Raw genomic sequence first — 19,293 nt, 5'->3', positions numbered from 1 at the left:
CGAGAGGGCGTGGGCACACGTGCAAGGCTGGTTCTGGAATCTCCTCAAACGGTGGTGGACGGTCTTCGTCGCGACGGCCGTGGTGGCTGTGGTGGCGTTCGGGGTCACCCGGCTGCACGGCGTTTTCGGCTCAAACATTGAGCTGTCCCGCCCGGGCACCGAAGCCATGGAGAACACCAACTACAACCCCAAACGCGTTCTCCTCGAAGTGTTCGGGACGGCCGGGAGCACCGCGACCATCAACTTTCTCGACGAGATGGCGCAACCTCACCGCGTCGACAACGCTCCCCTGCCGTGGTCGCACGAACTGGTCACCAACGACCCCACCCTGTTCGCCGACCTGCGTGCCCAAGGCACCGGCGACACAACCGGCTGCCGCATCACCGTCGATGGCATCGTCAAAGACGAAAGGACCGTCACCATCGTGAACGGCTACACCACCTGCCTGGATAAGTCCGCATGAGCACCCATCACGCCGAGGATTCACGCGCGGCACGGATCGTCCGCACGCTCGCGGTGCCCATCATCTTGATCTGGGTAGCGATCGCGGCGGTGACCAACGCGACAGTCCCCCAACTCGAGGTGGTGGGCGAGGAACGATCTGCCCCGCTGAACGCCGCCGACGCACCCTCGACACTGGCGATGCGGCATATCGGCAAGGTGTTCCAAGAGTTCGACTCGGACAGCTCGGCGATGGTGGTCCTCGAAGGCGAGAAACCGCTTGGCGCCGAAGCACATCAGTTCTACAACACATTGGTGCAGCGCCTGAAGGACGACCGCGAACACGTGCAGCATGTCGCCGACTACTGGGGCGATCCGATCACGGCGGGCGGTTCGCAAAGCAAGGACGGCAAGGCCGCGTACGTTCAGGTCTATGTCGCAGGCAATCAGGGCGAGGCGCTGTCCAATGAATCTGTCGACGCCGTGCGCCGCATCATCGCGGACACACCCGCACCGGACGGCATCAAGGCCTATGTGTCCGGTGAGGCCCCGACCATCACCGATCAGTTCGAGGTAGGCAACGCCGGCGCCGCCCAGGTCACCATCATCACCTTCGCGGTCATCGCGGTCATGCTGCTGGTGGTCTACCGCTCATTCACCACCACCGCATTGGTGCTGGCCATGGTCTTGGTGGAGCTCTCCGCCGCGCGGGGAATCGTTGCGGCACTGGGGCATGCGGGCGTCATCGGATTGTCCACCTACGCGACGAACCTATTGACGATGCTCGCCATCGCGGCCGGTACCGACTACGCCATATTCTTCGTCGGCCGCTATCAGGAAGCGCGTTCTGCGGGTGAAGACCGCCCATCCGCCTATCAAACGATGTACAAGTCAACCGCCCACGTGATCATCGGCTCGGGCCTGACCGTCGCGGGCGCATTGTTCTGCCTATCGTTCACCCGGCTGCCCTACTTCCAAACCCTGGGCGTACCTGCGGCTCTCGGAGTTCTGGTGACACTGGCCGCCGCGCTCACGCTGGCGCCCGCCGTCCTGGTGATCGCCGGGCGCTTCGGTCTGATGGAACCCAAGCGGGCAATGCGCACCCGCGGCTGGCGCCGGATCGGCACGGCGATCGTGCGTTGGCCCGGCCCGATTCTCGTCGTGTCGTGCATCGCCACCCTCGTCGGGCTACTGGCATTACCCGGGTACCGGACCACCTACGACGGCCGCATCTACATGCCGAGCTCGGTACCGTCCAACGTCGGCTATGCCGCGGCCGAACGCCACTTCTCCGTGGCCCGCCTCAATCCCGAACTGCTGATGATCGAAACCGATTTCGATATGCGTAATCCCGCGGGCATGGTGCTGCTGGAGCGCGTCGCCAAATCCGTTCTCCATGCCCGCGGCGTTGCCCTGGTCCAATCGATCACCCGCCCCCTCGGCACCCCGATCACGCACTCGTCCATCCCATTTCAGATCAGTGCGTCCAGTGCCAGTCAGTTGATGAATCTGTCTCAACAGCAGAATCAGGCACTGTATCTTTCGCAACAGGCCGACCAGATGACGAACACCATCGCCGTGCTGAAACAGCAACTGGCACTGCAAAAACAGAGCGCCTCCATCACGCATGAGCAGACCGAGGGCTTTCAGCAGACCGTGGCGGTGGCACAGGACCTGCGGGACAAGATCGCCAACTTCGATGATCAGTTCCGGCCCATCCGAAACTACTTCTACTGGGAGCCGCACTGCTTCGACATCCCCTTCTGCGCGGCATTGCGATCCGTTTTCGATGCCCTCGACGGTATCGATGAGCTCGTCGACGCACTGCAATCGGTCACCGGGAGCCTCACCAAGCTCGACGCATTGCAGCCCAAACTTGTGGACCTGATCCCGCCGCAGATCGCCATCCAGGAAACGAACCGCGATCTGACCCTGTCGAACTACGCGGTCAACAACGGCACCAACACCCAGAACGAAGAATCGACCCGCACCGCAACACAATTGGGTAAGGCCTTCGACGACGCGAAGAACGACGACTCCTTCTACCTGCCGCCGGAGGCATTCGACAACCCCGCGTTCAAACGCGGCATGAAGTTGTTCATGTCCCCAGACGGCAAGGCCGCGCGGATGATCATCACCCACCAGGGAGATCCACAAACCTCCGAGGGCATCGCGCACATCGACGCGATCAAGGAGGCAGCCTTTGACGCCGTCAAGGCCACCCCGCTGGCCGACGCCAAGATCTACGTCGCCGGGACCGCCTCGGCGTACAAGGACATTGCGGACGGCCAGAAGTACGACCTCTTGATGGCCGCACTGGCCTCGCTGGGCCTCATCCTGCTCATCATGATGTTCCTGACCCGCAGTCTGGTCGCCGCCCTGGTGATCGTGGGCACGGTGGCACTGTCGTTGGCGGCATCGTTCGGCATGTCAGTGGTGGTGTGGCAGTACATTTTCGGGATTCCGCTGTACTGGGTCATCTTCCCGCTGGCGGTCATCATCTTGTTGGCGGTCGGCGCGGACTACAACCTGCTGCTGATATCCCGGTTCAAGGAGGAGACCGGTGCGGGCTTGAAGACAGGAATCATCCGCGCCATCGCCGGTACCGGCGGGGTTGTGACCGCGGCCGGCCTGGTGTTCGCGGTGACGATGTCGTCCTTCGTCTTCAGCGATCTACGTGTCCTCGGTCAGATCGGTACCACCATCGGCCTCGGCTTGCTCTTCGACACCTTGGTGGTGCGTTCATTCCTCACCCCGGCGATAGCCACCATGCTCGGCCGCTGGTTCTGGTGGCCCATCAACATGCGTACGCGCCCGGCTCCCAAACCTTTTGGGCCGAAACCCACCGGCGCCGACGACACCACCGGGCCGATAGCGGTGAGCGGATAGCTTTCAGCTGGGCTGGGTCCACGGCTCCGTCGGCAGTGGAGCGCCGGTCTCCAAGAAGGACTTGAGGTTTGACAACACCGCGGCCCATCCACCACTGGCCTGTGCGTACTCGGTGGGGTCGGCCAGATCAGCATGGGAGACGGTCAGCCGCACGATGTCCTGATATGGCTGAATCAGAAAGGTGACAGTGGACACCGCGGCATTGGCCCCGCCGGCCGGGTCCGCCCAGGTGGTCACCAGCTTGCGTGGCGGATCGCTCTCCACCACGGTGCCGACCACGTCGGCGACGCCCGAGCCGTCTATCCGCCGATGTTCCCAACGTGAACCCTCTTGCCAGTCCGAGACATTCGCATGTCCCCAGTACGCGCCGCTGAGTTCGGGATCGGTGATTGCCTGCCACACCTTTTCGGGTGTGCTGTTGATGTAGGTGGTGTAGACGAAAGTTGGTTGAGACATGTCCGGCTCCTCCGCTCGCTGCTTGATGGCGCTCAACGCCCGCAGCCGCGGGCGTTCGAACTTGTCGATCCACCGTTCCTGAATCTCATGCAGCGGAACCGGGTTGAGATAGTGCAGCTTCTCGCGGCCCTGTCGCACGGTGCTGATCAGGTTGGCGGACTCGAGTACGCCCAGATGTTGAGTCGCCGATTGACGTGCCATGGCGACACCTTCGCAGAGCTGACTCAACGTCTGACCATTGTGTTCGTGCAGCCGGTCCAGCAGCTCGCGCCGAGTCGGGTCGGCGAGGGCCTTGAAAACCCTCTCCCAATGAGAATGGCCGGGTGCTGACTGCACCCGGCCATTATGCAGGTATTTACCTGCCTATTGCAACGGGAACCTCGCGCGAGGCCTTGACCCTGCTGAAACGCACGCCCTTGTCGGCGACCTTGCCGTACTTGAGCACGGGCAGCTCGCGGAAGTAGTTCTGGTACGAGCGCCACGGAGCCAGCGGCACCTGATGCGGCATCGCATTCTCGCCGCGGGTGACATACCCGGACACCAAATCCTCCAAGAACGGCAGCCGCTCAGCGGTGTCGGGCTCAACCGGCCACACCACCGTCTGCCCTTCCTTATCCATGTGCTTAAGCAGCCGGCAGGTGTACTGCGACACCAGATCGGCCCGCAGGGTCCACGAGGCGTTCGTGTACCCGAACGTGAAGATGAAGTTCGGCAGGCCGGTCAACATCAAACCCTTGTAGCTCACCGAATCCGCGGGGTTCAGCTGGACACCATCCACGACGGGCCGCAGTCCTCCGGCCAGCTGAACATTCAGGCCCGTGGCGGTGACCACGATGTCGGCCTCGAGTTCTTCACCGGACTCAAGCAGGATGCCCTTCGGGGTGAAGCGCGCGATCCGATCGGTGGCGATGGACGCGGTGCCCTTACGCAGCGCACGGAATAGGTCCGAATCCGGTACCACACACAGCCGCTGGTCCCACGGGTTGTACTTCGGCGTGAAGTGCTTATCCAGGTCGAAGTCGGGCAGCTGACGCTTGAGCAGCGCGCGCAGAATGCCCTTCATGCGCTCGGGGTCGCGGCGGCTGGTCTGGTAGCTGATGAAGCTGACCATCTGGTTCTTCCACTTCACGATCGGGTACGCGAGCGCGGCCGGCAACTTGCCCTGCAGCGCGACGGCGAGCGCATCGGTCGACGGCAGCGACACCACATAGGTGGGCGAACGCTGCAACATCGTCACATGGCCTGCCGTCTTCGCCATCGCCGGAACCAGGGTCATGGCCGTCGCGCCACTACCGATGACCACAACCTTCTTGCCCGCGTAGTCCAGATCCTCGGGCCAGTGCTGCGGGTGCACCACCTGCCCGGCAAAGTCCTCGATCCCCTCGAACGCGGGCGTGAAGCCCTCGTCGTAGTTGTAGTACCCGGTGCAGCCCAACAAGAACTGGGTCGTCAATTCGACGGTCTCACCCGCGTGCTCGACCCGCAGCGTCCACAGCCCCCGCTCGGAGGACCATTCGGCGCCCACAACCTTGTGGCCGAACCGGACCTTCTCGTCCACACCGAACTCACGCGCGGTCTCGGTCACGTACTCGCGGATGGAGGTGCCGTCCGCGATGCCCTTGGTACTCGTCCACGGCCGGAAGTTGTAGCCCAGGGTGAACATGTCGGAATCGGAACGGATACCGGGGTAACGGAAAAGATCCCAGGTACCACCGATGCGCTCACGCGCCTCCAGCACCACGAACTGCTTGCCCGGCAGCTCACGGGTGATACGGCAGGCCATGCCGATACCCGAGAGTCCGGCGCCCACGATGACAATGTCGACATGTTCGGTCATGAGAGCTAGGCTATCGACGCAGTGTTGAGAAAGTCAACAGTGTGTCGACAACTTTAATGAATGCGCAGGTAGACGTGACAAAACCGGCTACGAGAGGCCGCAAAACAACGCGCCCCTCCGGGGACGAACGGATACAGGCGATCCTGGCGACCGCCGAAGAACTCCTGGGCCAGCGCCCCCTCACCGACGTATCCGTCGATGATCTGGCGCGCGGCGCGGGGATCTCCCGGCCCACGTTCTACTTCTACTTCTCCTCCAAGGAGGCCGTGCTGCTCACGCTCGCCGAGCGCATCATCGAGGAGGCCGACGCCAACGTCGCGCGTATCGACCCGGCCGCCATGACGAGTCCCGCGCAGTATTGGCGCGCGGTGATCAAGGCCTACTTCGACGCCTTCGGCTCGCACCGCTCAATCACTGTCGCGTTGTCCAGCATGCAAGGAACAAGCCCCGAGCTGGATCAACGCTGGTCCGAGGTGACCGAGAACTGGGTCTCCAACACGACGCTGGGCATCGAGGCAGAACGCGCCCGTGGCGCGGCGCCGAGCGCGATTCCCGCCCGCGATATTGCGATCGCGCTCAACCTCATCAACCAGGCGATGATGCGGGCCACCTTCACCGGTCAGCAACCGGCCGTCACCGACGGTGACGTAGTCGATACTCTGCTCCACGTCTGGCTCAATGCGATCTATGGAGGGGTTCATGCGAATTCGTAGTGCGGTGCTGCACGCGGCGCCGATCGACCGGCCGTATCGGGACACCCATCCGCTGAAAGTCATTGAGCTGGAACTCGACCCACCGGGCCCCGGCGAGGTGCTGGTGCGGATCGAAGCCGCCGGCCTGTGCCACTCGGATCTGTCGGTGGTCGACGGCAACCGGATCCGCCCGGTGCCCATGGCGCTCGGCCACGAGGCGGCCGGCGTCATCGCCGAGGTGGGTCCCGGTGTGCGCGACGTCGCCGTCGGCGATCACGTGGTGCTCGTCTACGTACCGAGCTGTGGCGCCTGCAGATACTGCTCGTCCGGCCGCCCCGCCCTGTGTCCGGACGCCGCCGCGGCGAACGGCCGCGGCGACCTGATCCGTGGCGGAACCCGCCTGCACGATGTGGACGGCGCCGAGGTGCGACACCATCTGGGCGTCTCCGGCTTCGCTGATCACGCTGTAGTGGACCGTAATTCGGTGGTCGTCATCGACAAGAGCGTGCCCCTGGATACCGCCGCGCTCTTCGGCTGCGCGATGCTCACCGGTTTCGGCGCGGTCACCCACACCGCCTCGGTACGCCCCGGCGACTCGGTCGCGGTGTTCGGCTTGGGTGGCGTCGGGCTGGCCGTGGTGATGTCGGCGGCCGCCGCCGGTGCGGGCGAGGTGCTCGCCATCGACCCGGTGCCCGCCAAACGCCAACTGGCCCTCGAACTCGGCGCCACCAGCGCCTGCGCACCGGATGAGGCACCCGGCGGACACGACTGGGTGTTCGAGGTGGTCGGGTCGGCCGCCGTGCTGGAGCAGGCGTACGCGCTCACCGGTCGCGGCGGTGGCACCGTCTCGGTGGGCCTACCGCACCCCGACGCCCGAATCACACTGCCCGCGTTGAATATTGTGGCCGAAGGCCGCAGCATCCTGGGCTCGTACATGGGATCGGCGCAACCGCAGCAGGACATCCCCGCCATGCTGGCACTGTGGCGCGTCGGACGCTTGCCGGTGGAAAAGCTGAAGTCCGGAGAGCTGCCCCTCGATGACATCAACATCGCGCTGGACGCGCTGGCGGACGGATACGCGGTGCGTCAGGTGTTGCGCCCATGACCAAGCCCGAACTGCCTACCAGGGACGACTTCCCGGTGCACCGCCGCCACCAGACTCGCTGGGCCGACAACGATGTCTACGGACATGTCAACAACGTCGTCTACTACGCCTGGTTCGACACCGCCGTCAACGGTTGGCTGATGGAGGCCGCCGGGTGCGATATTCGCGACCTGCCCGCCATCGGCGTGGTGGCCGAAACCTCATGCAAGTACCTGGCAGAGGTGTCATTTCCCGATGAACTGTCCATCGGTCTGGCCCTGGAGCACAGTGGCCGCAGCAGCGTCATCTACAAGCTCGCGGTGTTCACCGTCGTCGATGGCGTGGTCGAGAACACCCCCCGCGCATTGGGCCGGTTCGTGCACGTCTACGTAGACTCCGAAGCTCGGACTCCTGTCCCCATCCCCGAGCAAGTAGCGACAGCTCTCGAACAGTTGAGGTAACAACGTGTCTGCAACTCTTACGCGCGACGGCGCGATCGCCACCCTTGTCCTCGGCACCGACGAGAACCGGTTCACCTTGTCGTTCATCGATGAGGTCAACGCCCGGATCGATGAGGTACTGGCCGACGAGGAACCCACCGCACTTGTCGTGACCGGCAGCGGCAAGTTCTTCTCCAACGGGCTGGATGTCGAGTATCTGGGCGCCAACCCGGACAAGCTCGGTGAGTACATCACCGAGGTTCAGAAGATCTTCGTCCGGCTGCTCACCCTTCCGGTTCCCACCGTGGCCGCCGTGAACGGGCACGCCTACGGCGCGGGGGCCATGGTCGCCCTCAGCTGCGACTACCGGGTGATGCGCGCCGACCGCGGATTCTTCTGCCTGCCTGAGGTGAATGTCGGGCTGCCGTTCACACCGGGCATGGCCGCGTTGTGTCAGGGCCGGATGACCCCGCAGGCCGCGTCGGCCACCATGCCGAGTGGCCAGCGCTACGGCGGTGACGACTGCGTGCGACTGCAGATCGTCGACGCCGCGGTCAACGAAGATGAGGTGTTCAGCACCGCAAAGGGATTCGTGGAGCCGCTGGTGGGTAAGAACCGCGGCACACTGGGCACCATCAAGAACGGTATGTACGGCGCTATCGTGCCGCTGCTACTTGCCGGGCTGGGCTGAGCGCCGCACACGAACGCTGACGGGCTGCGGTCGTGACAGCAGCGCCACGATGGCCAGCGCGACGGCGATGGCCGAGGCGGAGATCGCAACCCAAAAGCCATATCCGGTCACAATCGGCGGCTTGACGTTGGTGCGGTAGTACAGCAGTTCCAGCGCCAGCAGCACGAGCGCCAGCGCACCCGCCGCCGCCGGCGCGATGCGGTACAAGATGTGCTGCCCTACCATGCATCCGGCGACCACCAGCAGTGCCGAAACCAGCAAGATCATCTGCCCCGCACCGAATCCCCAAGGCAGTACTACCGATCCGGTGGCACCGCCGATGGCGTTGGCCCTGCCCCCGCCGCTGGCCGAGGTCCGCAGCCAGGGAAGCCAGACGCTGAATCCCATCACCAGTCCGATGAACGCGATCAGCCAGCCGACTCGTCTCATGGCAGCTGACTCGGAACACATTTGGCCAGCATCGCCTTCAAGGCGCGCCGCTCATCCGCGGTCAGCTTCTCCATGACCTCGTCCTCGCCTGCGGTCACCGCCTCCACCGCCTTGTCCAGTTGGGTACTGCCGCGCCGCGTCAGCCGAGCGGGCAGGGAGCGGCCGTGGTCGGCGCTCTCGGGCCGGCTGATGAGGCCCTCTTGCTCCAGCCGGTGCAGTACCGCATTCATCGCCTGCCGAGTGACCATCGCTTGCCGGGCCAGTTCCGAATTGGACATGCCCGGGTAGGTCCGCAGAATTTGCATGCAGATGTACTCGGGGAGGCTCAGGCCCATCGGCTCCAAACGGGCCGCGACCTTACCCCGCAGTGATGTCGCGGTACGGGTCAGCAAGTACCCCAGGCTCGCGGTGCCGTCGATATCCATGTCAATGATGTTGACTTATGTCAGTGTCGCTTACAAGCAGGTCCCCGCGCCGTGTCGGACGCGGGGACCTTTGTGCCTGGCAATCGGGGCCTACGTCACGACGCCTTGTGGGAGTCGCTGTGCGACGACCCGCTCGAGGAGCTGCTCGAGGAACCCGAGTGCGAGTCGCTCGACGAGGAGCTCGACGCGGACTCCGACTTGCTGCTGGAAGACGCGGCGGTTTCCGGCTTCTTCGCAGGTGAAGAATCCTTTTCGGGCTTCTTCGCGGCAGACCCCTTGTCGGCCTTGTCGGGCTTGGAGTCGGTCTTCTCGCTCTTGTCGGTCTTGGCCGAGTCATCGGTCTTCGGGGTAACTCCACCGCTGACTTCGCCGACCTTGGTGACCGGGGTGGGCAGCTTGACCTTCGGCACGTTCACCTTGGGCTCGGCGGGCTTGGCGGCTTCCGCCGGCTTGGCAGCGTCGGCGGCCTTGGCGGCCTCCGCCGGAGTCGCGGTCTTGGCCGATTCCGCCGGAGTCGCCGTCTTGGCCGATTCCGCCGGGGTGGCCGACTCGGCCGGGCTGACGGGCTTGGCGGGCTCTGCCGGCGACGTCACCTTGGCAGGCTCCGCCGGGGTAGCGGGCTTGGCGGGCTCTGCCGGAGTGGCCGCTTCAACCGGAGTAGCGGGCTTGGCAGTTCCGGCCTTGGCGGCTTCGGCCTCCGACGCGGACTTGGAGCCCGTGGTCTTCGGCTCGGTGACCTTCGAGGTATCGACCGCCGCCTTCTGGTCGGTCGTGGTGGCCTTCGCCTCGGTGGTGGAGGTCTTGCTCAGCGCCGACAGGATCGACGTCGGTGCCTTGACACCAGCGGCGTTCGCGGTAGCCGTGGGCAGGCTCAGGCCCGACGGCAGCAGCGATGCCGGGTTCTGCGTCAGAGCGGTGACCACGGCGATGGTGTTGGAGACGTACGCGCCCGGCAGACCCACCAACAACCCGAACGCCTTGGACTCGGCGTTGATCAGGTTCTGGATGGTCGGCGCCGAGGTGGTGCCGTCCGGGTTCACGATCGACTGCCCCGTCAACAGCTGGAACGGCGCGTTCACGATCGTGAACGGCGACGCCAGCACCGGCGAACGCGAGTACTTGGCGTCATACTGCAACGGCCCAACGAGCAAGTTCACCAAGGGATTTGTCGACGGCCACGTCGAACCCGCAGGCGCCGTCGGAGTGGCCGCGGCCGTCCCCGAGGCCGCCGGTGCCGCCGCATTCGTGGCAGCGAGCGTCTTGGTAGTGGGCGAGGTTGTCGTCGTCAGCGACTCGGGAAGTGCCAGCGCGGTGGTCTTGGCGGCCGTGGGGTTCGCGGCTGCGGTCGGCTGGATCAGACCCGAGGGCAGGATCGATCCCGGGTTCTGCGAAAGCGCCGTCACCACCGCGATGGTGTTGGCCACGTAGGCACCGGGCAGACCGACCAACAGGCCGAATGCCTTGGTCTCCGCGTTGATGAAGTTCTGCACCGTCGGAGCGACAGTGGTGCCGTCGGGGTTCACGATCGACTGCCCGGTCAGCAGCTGGAACGGCGCGTTCACGATCGTGAACGGCGACACCAGCACCGGCGAGCGCGAGAACTTCGCGTCGTACTGCAGCGGCCCGATGAGTAGGTTCACCACCGGGTTCGTCGACGGCCACGTCGACCCCGCGGGCGCCGTCGGAGTCGCAGCCGCCGTGACGGCGGTGGAGGCGAGCGTCTTCGTCGTGGCGTTCGCCGCGGGGTTCACCGCGGACGCGGTCGTGGGCAGGCTCAGACCCGACGGCAGCAGCGATCCCGGGTTCTGGGCGACTGCCTGCACCACCGCGATGGTGTTCGCCACGTACGCGGCCGGGACCCCGGCCAACAGACCCAGGGCGGTCGTCTCGGCGTTGATCAGGTTCTGCACCGTCGGCGCCGAGGTGGTGCCGTTGGGGTTCACGATCGACTGCCCGGTCAGCAGCTGGAAGGGCGCGTTCACGATCGTGAACGGCGACGCCAGCACCGGCGAGCGCGAGTACTTCGCATCGAACTGCAACGGGCCGACCACCAGGTTCACCAACGGATTCGCCGACGGCCACGTCGACCCCTCGGGCGGTGTCGGTGCGGCCGCCGTGGTCACCCCCGGCAACGCGGCCAGCGAGCCGATGCTGGCCGGAGACAACGCCTCGTCGTTCGACGTCAGGACATAGCCCTGCGTCGAGACGGTCCGGTGCTGTTCCGGACTGGCGGTGAGGACTTGGATCGTAGGCACGGAAACCGACGCGGCGATGCAGACACTGCAAACCGCCGCTGTGGCCGTGGCACGAAGACGGACGCGCACGTGAACCACCCCTTCTGGGCAAAGAATGTGAATAGGCTGGAAAGAACCTGGAGAACTCGCAATAAACGTAGGGCACACTGCACCATGCCGCCGACCACGGATTCGATAGTTTTCCTAGCCGTAAGTCAAATATCTCCCGGGCGCCACCAAGGATTGCCCAGTGATTCTCCGAATCAACTGACGGTTGGGCAAATCAACCCGATCCGGGTGTCGGACCCCGGTGCGAGCATCTGGTCATGACCGGAACAGCCAGCATTCTGCATGCGGATCTGGACTCGTTCTACGCGTCCGTCGAGCAACGTGATGCGCCGCGGTTGCGCGGGCTCCCCGTCATCGTTGGCAGCGGTGTCGTGTTGGCCGCCAGCTACGAAGCCAAGCATTTCGGGGTGCGTACCGCCATGGGTGGCCGGCAGGCACTGCGGCTATGCCCGAACGCGGTCGTGGTACCGCCGCGTTTCGACGCCTACAGTGCCGCGAGCAAGCAGGTGTTCGAGGTTTTCCGCGACACCACTCCCCTGGTCGAGCCGCTGTCCATCGATGAGGCTTTTCTTGACGTTTCCGGCCTGCAACGGATCTCAGGTACGCCACGCGATATCGCGGCAACATTGCGCTCCGAGGTACGGCGCCGAGCCGGACTGCCCATCACCGTCGGCGTCGCGCGCACAAAATTCTTGGCCAAGGTCGCCAGCCGCCAAGGCAAGCCCGACGGCCTGCTGGTCGTGGAGCCGCATGAAGAATTGTCGTTCTTGCGCCCCTTGCCGGTACAGGCGCTGTGGGGAGTCGGCTCGGTCACCGCGGAGAAACTGCGGGTGTACGGCATCCGTACCGTCGCAGATGTCGCCGATCTCGGCGAACCCACCCTGGCATCAATGGTCGGCCGGGCCATGGGACATCAATTACATTGCCTCGCACGTAATGTCGATCCGCGGCCGGTGCAAGGCGGACGCCGGCGGCGCTCCATCGGCGCCCAGTGCGCGCTCGGTCGGCGGCGCCGCACCGACAGCGAGATCGACTCTATCGCAACACAACTCATCGAACGGATAGCCCGCCGCGTGCGCGAGACCGGCCGCAGCTGCCGAACAGTGGTGCTGCGGCTACGGTTCGACGACTACACCCGCGCGACGCGGTCGCGCACCATGGCACGACCCACTACCTCCACCGAGCATCTCCTCAGCGCCGCCCGTCAACTTGTCGAAGAGGCCGCTTCGCTCATCGCCGAACGGGGAATCACCCTCATCGGGTTCTCCGTATCCAACTTTGACCCCTGTGGCGCGGCACAATTGGAGCTGCCGTTCTCGGACTCGACCGAGAACGCGTTCGCCCTGGACAGCACCCTCGACGAATTGCGCACGAGGTTCGGCACCCGGTCGGTCACCCGCGCCACCCTGCTACGCGCGGGCGGGCACGAGGACTGGGGCATCCCGACCTTCGAGGACCTCTAGCCGGGCCGGGATGCCCCCAAGGTGATCAGGAATCCACAGAGCACAGCCAGAAAGTGCCGCCCGTGGTGTCCTGAACCAAAGCCATCCGGCCATATGGGGTGTCCTGGGCAGGACTGAGCACCACGCCGCCGAGCGAGACAACCTTGGCCGCACTGGCGTCGGTGTCATCGGTGCCGAAATACACGGCCCAATGCGCCGGCACTCCTTCGGGGAGCTTCCACGGACCTATCGACGCATCGTTGACACCCGCGATCGGCTCGCCGTCGTGCTGGGCGCAGGCATACCGGAATTCATCGGAATCACCCTCTACCTTGGTGTTCCACCCCAGCACCGCGGTGTAGAAGTCGACGGCCTTCTCGTACTCACGGGTGTTCAGTTCATGCCACACCGGCGCACCACCCTCGGCCACCAATTGGAACCCCTTGTGCGCCAATGGCTGCCACAATCCCACGACAGCACCGGAGGGATCGGCGAAGAGGGCCATGTATCCGAGCTGCGGAACTTCCATGGCGGGCAGGCAGTTCGCGCCACCATTGTCCACCGCCTTTTGTAGAGTCGCGTTGATGTCGGCGGTGGCGAAGTATGTAGTCCATCCATCGGGCGCGTTCCACTCCGGGTTGTTGCCGATCATTCCGGCAACGGCTTTACCGTCCTTGTGCGCGTTGATGTAGCCGCCATACTCGGGACCGGCCTCCTGCAAGGTCCAGCCGAACAGCGCGGTGTAGAACGCCTTCGACTTCTCCAGGTCCGATGAAGCGAGGTCGATCCACGCAGGGGCGCCGAGCGGGGTTTCTTCACGAGTGGGCATGGGGTCTCCTTGAACTGGAAGGGGCATTCACCGATACCGACCACCATCGACACGAAAACTCATCGCGCGGGTTTGGCCACCTGCTCGCGACGGGCACGAGACCCGTTCGCTACGGTCTCTGGCGTGATCGTGCTGCTGCCACCCTCGGAAACCAAACGCGAAGGCGGGGACGGTCCGCCGCTGCGGATGGACGAGCTGGCAACACCGTCACTGCACCCGCTGCGCGACGCGCTCGTCGACGAACTCATCGCGCTGGCAGCCGATCCAGATGCGTGCCGGAAGGCCCTGGGCATCTCGGCATCCCAGGGCGCCGAGATCCAACGCAATGCCGAGCTGCGCGTCTCCCCCACCATGCCGGCGCTGCACCGATACACCGGCGTGCTGTATGACAACCTCGATGTGACCTCGCTGCGCGGCGCGTCCGCCGCCCGGGCACAAGCGCGCCTCGCCGTCGGCTCGGCTCTGTTCGGGTTCCTGCGGGCCAACGATCCGGTGCCCGCCTATCGGCTGTCGGCCTCGTCGAAGCTGCCCGGCAAGCCCACCTTGGCCGCGCGCTGGAGACCCATCCTGGAGCCGGTGCTGGCCGAACTGGCCGCCGACGAGTTGGTGGTCGACCTGCGCTCGGGCTCATATGCCGGCTTGGGGCGGCTACCTCATGCGGTCACGGTCGACTGCCTCACCGAACATCCCGACGGACGCCGCACGGTGATCACCCATTTCAACAAGGCACACAAGGGCAAGCTGGCACGCATCCTGGCGGAGACTCGAGCCGAACCCAATGATGCCGCGGCGGTGGCCACGGTGGCCCGTCGCGCGGGACTTCACATAGAACGCGACGGCAACACACTGACAATCATTGTCAGTGCTTAGCGCCGTCAGTCCTTAGAGCCGGAGTGCGACTTCCCTTCGGATGAGTGCGACTTTCCTTCGGAGGAATGCGAACTCCCCTCCGATGAGGATGCGCCCTTCTCCGCCGACGACTTCTCCGCCGAAGGCTTGTCCGCCGGCTTGTCGGTCTTGCCACCCACAGAGGACTTCAGCCCCTCGTGAACCTTGGTGTCCGGCGAAGTGGCAGAGGTCTTGCTGTCTGTCTCGGCTCCCTTGGACCCCTCGGTCTTCTTGGTACCGCCGGTGGTCCCGGTCTCACCGGGCGTCGACTTGAGGCTGTCGCGGGTGACCTTCACCGGACCGGCGGATTCCGGCTTGGCCGGCTGCGGCTTGGTTTCCGGTTTAGCGGTCTCGGGCTTGGCCGTGGCCGGCTTGGCGGTCTCGGGCTTAGTCTCCGGTTTGGCCGTCACCGGTTTGGCGGACTCGGGTTTGGCGGGTTCTGCCGCCGCGGATTCCACCTTGGGCTCGGCAGGCTTGGCCGGATCGACCTTCGACTCAACAACCTTGGTCGGGTCCACCTTCGGCTCAACAACCTTGGTCGGGTCCGTCTTCGGCTCAACAACCTTCGTCGCGTCCGTCTTCGGCTCAACAACCTTCGTCGGGTCCGCCGGCACCTCGCCCGGCTTGGCCTCGTGCTCGGTCTTCGGTGTCCCGGCTTCCTTGTCGGAAGTCTTGTCGGAAGCCTTGTCCGCCGTCTTCCCCTCGTGCTCGTTGCGCTCGATCTTCGAGGTCTTCGCGTCGGCATCGGGCTTGGCCGCCCCAGACTTCTCGGATGCCGAATCCTGCTTGCCGGCAGCCTTGTCGGTCTGCTGCGAGGTGGAATCCTCTGGTGTGGTCTTGGTGTCGGTCGCAGGCACGGACGGCTTCGGCACCTGCCCCAGCAGACTCGACAAGTCATTGAGCGCCGCGACGATCACCGACGGCACGCCCTCTGTCTTACCGATGATCGCTTGCACCGGCACCGTGATCGGCAGCGCAAGAACGTGCAGTACCGCGAATGCCAACTGAGCGAAGTAGGACGGGGTACCGAAGGCCGGGCGCGGGCCCGGGAAATTGGTGGGCAGCGGCTCCGGCTCTTCGGCGGCGGGGGGCGGCGTCGTCTCCTCCGCTGTCGTCTCCTGCGCTGTCGCAGCCTTCGGCAGCGACGAGGTGACATCCGCGGCCGTCTGCTGCGGCTGCGGCTCTGTTGGCTGCTTGGGCGACAAGCCCGGTATCTGGCCCAGCAGACCTGATAAGTCATTGATGGCCGCGGCGATCACCGTCGGCACCCCCTCGGCTTTGCCGAGGAAGAACTGCACGGGCACGGTGATCGGCAATGCCACCACGTGGAACACCGCGAACGCCAACTGCGCAAAGTAGGACGGCGTGCCGAACGCCGGACGGTCGCCCGGGAAGTTGGTGGGGGGCGCGGGATCATCGGCCGCAGGTGGATCGGCGGGCTGCTCCGTCGGCGGATCCACGCTGGTAGGCGGCTCGACCGCGTCGGCCGCGGAGGCAGTGCTGGTCTCGGGAGTAGCGCTGGCTCGCGCGATATTCGGTGTGGCCAAGAGTTTGGCGACGGTGCCGATCAGATCGGTACTGCTCACCACCCCACTGGCTGCCGAATTCAGTTGCGGTGCGGCATCATTCTGCGGCGCGGCCGCGGCCAGCAGGTCGGAGAACGAAGTAAGGGACACTGCCCGGCTTGTCACGGAACGTGGTGCCGCGGTGGGCGTTACCGAAGGGGTCAGTCGAGCGACTCGCGCATCGACTCCGACGCCCACACACAGACTGCACACCGCCGTAACGGCAGCAGCTCGAATACCTACGTGCATCAACAACACTCCCCACGGCCAACCAGACCGACTCCGACAAGAGCAAACTACTACCTCCCCACACCGGCGACAACACGAAAGCCGCACGGCAGGTCAGTCGTCGGCACCCGTCCGCACTGGTTGATCCGCCAGCGCCAACACCTCGTCGTCGGTGAACAACCTCGACCGAATCAGAAACCGCACTCCCTCGGGCGCCTCCAGCGAAAATCCCGACCCGCGCCCCGGCACTACATCAACTGTCAGTTGAGTATGCGACCAGTACGCGAACTGGTCAGCACTCATCCAGAAGGGGGTCCCTCCGCTAACTTCGCCAAGGAGCACATCCGATGCCCCCACCCGAAACTCCCCACGCGGGTAACACATGGGCGCGCTCCCGTCACAACAGCCGCCCGACTGGTGGAACATCACAGGACCGTGCGCCTCGATCAGCGAGGCCAGCAGCTCCGCGGCGGCGGGAGTGAACTCGACGCGGTTGATCAGGGTCGGGCCTTCTTCGGGTGGCTCCTCATCAGAAGAACCCCGCAGCATTGGGCGAGTAGCTCACCAAGATGTTCTTGGTCTGCTGATAGTGGTCGAGCATCATCTTGTGATTTTCACGCCCGATACCGGACTTCTTGTAGCCGCCGAACGCGGCATGCGCCGGGTATTGGTGGTAGCAATTGGTCCACACCCGGCCGGCCTTGATACCGCGGCCCAGCCGGTAGGCGTTGGTCATATCGCGTGACCACACCCCGGCGCCCAGGCCGTACAGGGTGTCATTGGCGATCTTCAAGGCCTCATCCAGCGAATCGAACGTGGCCACGGACAGCACCGGACCGAAGATCTCCTCCTGGAAGATGCGCATGTTGTTGGTGCCCGCAAAGACCGTCGGCTGAACGTAGGCGCCATCCGGGTACTCCGCGACCTTCCTGGCGTCTCCTCCGGTCAACACCTGCGCACCCTCTTGCCGTCCAATATCGATGTAGGACAAGATCTTTTCGTACTGATCGTTGCTTGCCTGCGCACCGATCATGGTGTCTTCATCGAGCGGGTCACCGCCCACGATGGCCTCCACGCGCGTGATCGCCCGCGCCATGAATTCGTCGTAGATGGATGAATGCACCAGCGCACGCGAGGGGCAGGTGCATACCTCGCCCTGGTTGAGCGCGAACATGGCGAATCCCTCAAGCGCCTTGTCCAAGAAGGCATCATCGGCGGCCATCACATCGGGCATGAAGATGTTGGGGCTCTTGCCGCCGAGCTCCAGGGTGACCGGAATGATGTTCTCGGTGGCGTACTGCATGATCAGTCGCCCGGTGGTGGTCTCACCGGTGAACGCGATCTTGGCGATGCGCGGGCTGGACGCCAGCGGTTTACCCGCCTCCACCCCAAACCCATTGACCACGTTGATGACTCCTGGCGGCAGCAGATCGGCGATCAGCTCCATCAGCACCAGGATCGAGGCTGGCGTCTGCTCGGCGGGCTTGAGCACCACACAGTTGCCCGCCGCCAGCGCCGGTGCCAGCTTCCAGACGGCCATCAGCAGTGGGAAGTTCCACGGGATGATCTGTCCCACCACCCCCAGCGGCTCATGGAAGTGATAGGCAACGGTGTCGTGGTCGATCTCGGAAATCGATCCTTCTTGGGCGCGAAGCACTCCCGCGAAATAGCGGAAGTGGTCGACTGCCAACGGGATATCCGCGTTCAGGCTTTCCCGGATCGGCTTCCCGTTATCCCAGGTCTCGGCGACCGCCAGTCTCTCGATGTGCTGTTCCATGCGGTCGGCGATCTTCAGCAGAGTGTTCGACCGCTCGGCCGGCGCACTACTACCCCATGCCTCGGCCGCGGCGTGCGCGGCGTCCAGCGCCTTATCGATGTCCGCCGCGGTGCCGCGCGCGACCTGCGTGAACACCTTGCCGTCGATCGGCGAGATGTTGTCGAAGTACCGCCCCTCGGCCGGAGCCACCCATTCGCCGCCGATGAAATTCTCGTACCGGGGCGCGAAAGTGACTGCACTGCCCTCGGTTCCGGGTGCCGCGTGCTTCGCCATTGCCTGCTCCTGTCGATATCGATGCGAGCCCTGTGACGTACGTTACACCCAGGTCAGGAGTGGCGACACGGGCGTCAGCCGCGCGGCCAGAGCACCAGTTGGGTGCACCGGAACACTGCCACGGTGCGCCCATCAGCGGCCGTCACCGTCGCATCCCATAGCTGCGTGGAACGACCGCGATGAACCGGCACCGCGGTCGCGGTGAGCGTGCCTTCGCGCGCGGCGCCCAGGAAATTCGTCTTCAGCTCGACCGTGGTGAATCCGGTCGCCCCCTCCGGCAAAGAGGCCAGACACCCATAGCCACACAACGTGTCCGCGAGTCCCACGAGGACCGCGGCATGCACGAAACCGTTCGGCGCGAAATGCTCCCCACGGATCGGAAGCTCAGCGACCACTTTGTCGTCGTCAATTGCCACCGATTCAATACCGAGGAATCCCGGAAATTGGCCCACCGGCATGCGTTCGGTTGTCATCTGGCTTCCTGTCCACTCGTGGGCGAGCTACGCGGGTTGATCATGCGCGAGTCCGCATACCTTTAGCATGGGTAAGTCATGTCAGCCCAATCTCACAAGCAATCACCCGAGTCTGACGCCGTCGATCAGGA

At 64.7% G+C, this 19,293-nt stretch carries 18 protein-coding genes; 8 read left to right on the top strand and 10 right to left on the bottom strand.

What is annotated here, in order from left to right:
- The first annotated feature begins 19 nt into the window (after positions 1–19).
- Together ABG82_RS05275 and ABG82_RS05270 are read left to right on the top strand one after the other, a co-directional pair.
- Complete coding sequence (locus ABG82_RS05275) at positions 20–463, top strand: MmpS family transport accessory protein (protein WP_043078839.1); 444 nt, start codon at positions 20–22, stop codon at positions 461–463.
- A complete protein-coding gene (locus ABG82_RS05270) occupies positions 460–3,330 on the top strand; it encodes an MMPL/RND family transporter (protein ID WP_043078840.1) in 2,871 nt (956 codons plus the stop codon). The genes ABG82_RS05275 and ABG82_RS05270 overlap by 4 nt, the downstream gene beginning before the upstream one ends.
- 3 nt (positions 3,331–3,333) lie before the next feature.
- Here the strand turns inward: ABG82_RS05270 and ABG82_RS05265 are convergent, their stop codons facing one another.
- The gene (locus tag ABG82_RS05265) at positions 3,334–4,122 is read right to left on the bottom strand and encodes an ArsR/SmtB family transcription factor (RefSeq protein ID WP_043078841.1); all 789 of its coding nucleotides are present in this window, start codon (positions 4,120–4,122) and stop codon (positions 3,334–3,336) included.
- 19 nt (positions 4,123–4,141) lie between these two features.
- Entirely contained in the window at positions 4,142–5,623 is a 1,482-nt protein-coding gene (locus tag ABG82_RS05260; protein WP_043078842.1) for a flavin-containing monooxygenase, read from the bottom strand.
- A gap of 74 nt (positions 5,624–5,697) precedes the next feature.
- On the opposite strand from ABG82_RS05260, the gene ABG82_RS05255 reads away from it, so the two are divergent.
- Genes ABG82_RS05255 through ABG82_RS05240 form a run of 4 tightly spaced genes read left to right on the top strand, consistent with a single transcriptional unit; the run spans position 5,698 to position 8,530 of the window.
- Positions 5,698–6,336 carry a TetR/AcrR family transcriptional regulator gene (locus tag ABG82_RS05255; RefSeq protein ID WP_078343547.1) on the top strand — a complete coding sequence of 213 codons (639 nt, stop codon included), beginning with the start codon at positions 5,698–5,700 and terminating at the stop codon, positions 6,334–6,336.
- Complete coding sequence (locus ABG82_RS05250) at positions 6,323–7,420, top strand: alcohol dehydrogenase catalytic domain-containing protein (protein ID WP_043078913.1); 1,098 nt, start codon at positions 6,323–6,325, stop codon at positions 7,418–7,420. The genes ABG82_RS05255 and ABG82_RS05250 overlap by 14 nt, the downstream gene beginning before the upstream one ends.
- Positions 7,417–7,860, top strand: a complete 444-nt coding sequence (locus tag ABG82_RS05245) for an acyl-CoA thioesterase (RefSeq protein WP_043078844.1) — start codon at positions 7,417–7,419, stop codon at positions 7,858–7,860. The genes ABG82_RS05250 and ABG82_RS05245 overlap by 4 nt, the downstream gene beginning before the upstream one ends.
- A gap of 4 nt (positions 7,861–7,864) precedes the next feature.
- Positions 7,865–8,530 (top strand): enoyl-CoA hydratase/isomerase family protein, encoded by a 666-nt coding sequence (locus ABG82_RS05240; protein WP_043078845.1) that lies wholly within the window; start codon positions 7,865–7,867, stop codon positions 8,528–8,530.
- Here ABG82_RS05240 and ABG82_RS05235 read toward each other — a convergent pair.
- The 3 genes from ABG82_RS05235 to ABG82_RS05225 form a co-directional block, all read right to left on the bottom strand.
- Positions 8,510–8,959 carry a hypothetical protein gene (locus ABG82_RS05235; RefSeq protein ID WP_043078846.1) on the bottom strand — a complete coding sequence of 150 codons (450 nt, stop codon included), beginning with the start codon at positions 8,957–8,959 and terminating at the stop codon, positions 8,510–8,512. The genes ABG82_RS05240 and ABG82_RS05235 overlap by 21 nt on opposite strands.
- Positions 8,956–9,384 (bottom strand): MarR family winged helix-turn-helix transcriptional regulator, encoded by a 429-nt coding sequence (locus tag ABG82_RS05230; RefSeq protein WP_043078847.1) that lies wholly within the window; start codon positions 9,382–9,384, stop codon positions 8,956–8,958. Before ABG82_RS05230 ends, ABG82_RS05235 begins: the two co-directional genes overlap by 4 nt.
- 95 nt (positions 9,385–9,479) lie before the next feature.
- Positions 9,480–11,639: a hypothetical protein gene (locus tag ABG82_RS05225; RefSeq protein WP_043078848.1), complete on the bottom strand. Its 2,160-nt coding sequence runs from the start codon at positions 11,637–11,639 to the stop codon at positions 9,480–9,482.
- A gap of 305 nt (positions 11,640–11,944) precedes the next feature.
- On the opposite strand from ABG82_RS05225, the gene dinB reads away from it, so the two are divergent.
- The gene (dinB, locus tag ABG82_RS05220; protein ID WP_043078849.1) at positions 11,945–13,150 is read left to right on the top strand and encodes a DNA polymerase IV; all 1,206 of its coding nucleotides are present in this window, start codon (positions 11,945–11,947) and stop codon (positions 13,148–13,150) included.
- A 25-nt stretch (positions 13,151–13,175) separates the two neighbouring features.
- Here the strand turns inward: dinB and ABG82_RS05215 are convergent, their stop codons facing one another.
- Positions 13,176–13,958 carry a VOC family protein gene (locus ABG82_RS05215; RefSeq protein ID WP_043078850.1) on the bottom strand — a complete coding sequence of 261 codons (783 nt, stop codon included), beginning with the start codon at positions 13,956–13,958 and terminating at the stop codon, positions 13,176–13,178.
- Positions 13,959–14,081: 123 nt separating this feature from the next.
- Between ABG82_RS05215 and yaaA the strand changes: the two genes are divergently transcribed.
- Entirely contained in the window at positions 14,082–14,828 is a 747-nt protein-coding gene (gene yaaA, locus ABG82_RS05210; protein ID WP_043078851.1) for a peroxide stress protein YaaA, read from the top strand.
- Between the two features lie 5 nt (positions 14,829–14,833).
- On the opposite strand, the gene ABG82_RS05205 is transcribed toward yaaA, so the two are convergent.
- The 4 genes from ABG82_RS05205 to ABG82_RS05190 form a co-directional block, all read right to left on the bottom strand.
- Positions 14,834–16,660 (bottom strand): hypothetical protein, encoded by a 1,827-nt coding sequence (locus ABG82_RS05205; protein WP_043078914.1) that lies wholly within the window; start codon positions 16,658–16,660, stop codon positions 14,834–14,836.
- Positions 16,661–16,753: 93 nt separating this feature from the next.
- On the bottom strand, positions 16,754–17,188 hold the full coding sequence (locus ABG82_RS05200) for a DUF779 domain-containing protein (protein ID WP_043078852.1): 435 nt from the start codon (positions 17,186–17,188) through the stop codon (positions 16,754–16,756).
- Entirely contained in the window at positions 17,169–18,689 is a 1,521-nt protein-coding gene (gene adh / locus ABG82_RS05195; protein ID WP_043078853.1) for an aldehyde dehydrogenase, read from the bottom strand. Before adh ends, ABG82_RS05200 begins: the two co-directional genes overlap by 20 nt.
- A 74-nt stretch (positions 18,690–18,763) precedes the next feature.
- A complete protein-coding gene (locus ABG82_RS05190; RefSeq protein WP_043078854.1) occupies positions 18,764–19,162 on the bottom strand; it encodes a PaaI family thioesterase in 399 nt (132 codons plus the stop codon).
- Positions 19,163–19,293 lie beyond the last annotated feature (131 nt).

Origin of the sequence: Mycobacteroides immunogenum (assembly GCF_001605725.1) — a bacterium.
Classification (GTDB): Bacteria; Actinomycetota; Actinomycetes; order Mycobacteriales; family Mycobacteriaceae; genus Mycobacterium; species Mycobacterium immunogenum.
This window is presented reverse-complemented; position numbering and strand designations above follow the sequence as displayed.

Bases quoted from the DNA above. Each gene is read 5' to 3' on its own strand.
- ABG82_RS05270 (WP_043078840.1), top strand. From the start codon at position 460: ATGAGCACCCATCACGCCGAGGATTCACGCGCGGCACGGATCGTCCGC.
- ABG82_RS05260 (WP_043078842.1), bottom strand. From the start codon at position 5,623: ATGACCGAACATGTCGACATTGTCATCGTGGGCGCCGGACTCTCGGGT.
- ABG82_RS05250 (WP_043078913.1), top strand. From the start codon at position 6,323: ATGCGAATTCGTAGTGCGGTGCTGCACGCGGCGCCGATCGACCGGCCG.
- ABG82_RS05245 (WP_043078844.1), top strand. From the start codon at position 7,417: ATGACCAAGCCCGAACTGCCTACCAGGGACGACTTCCCGGTGCACCGC.
- ABG82_RS05235 (WP_043078846.1), bottom strand. From the start codon at position 8,959: ATGAGACGAGTCGGCTGGCTGATCGCGTTCATCGGACTGGTGATGGGA.
- ABG82_RS05230 (WP_043078847.1), bottom strand. From the start codon at position 9,384: ATGGATATCGACGGCACCGCGAGCCTGGGGTACTTGCTGACCCGTACC.
- dinB (WP_043078849.1), top strand. From the start codon at position 11,945: ATGACCGGAACAGCCAGCATTCTGCATGCGGATCTGGACTCGTTCTAC.
- ABG82_RS05215 (WP_043078850.1), bottom strand. From the start codon at position 13,958: ATGCCCACTCGTGAAGAAACCCCGCTCGGCGCCCCTGCGTGGATCGAC.
- ABG82_RS05205 (WP_043078914.1), bottom strand. From the start codon at position 16,660: ATGCACGTAGGTATTCGAGCTGCTGCCGTTACGGCGGTGTGCAGTCTG.
- ABG82_RS05200 (WP_043078852.1), bottom strand. From the start codon at position 17,188: ATGCTGCGGGGTTCTTCTGATGAGGAGCCACCCGAAGAAGGCCCGACC.
- adh (WP_043078853.1), bottom strand. From the start codon at position 18,689: ATGGCGAAGCACGCGGCACCCGGAACCGAGGGCAGTGCAGTCACTTTC.
- ABG82_RS05190 (WP_043078854.1), bottom strand. From the start codon at position 19,162: ATGACAACCGAACGCATGCCGGTGGGCCAATTTCCGGGATTCCTCGGT.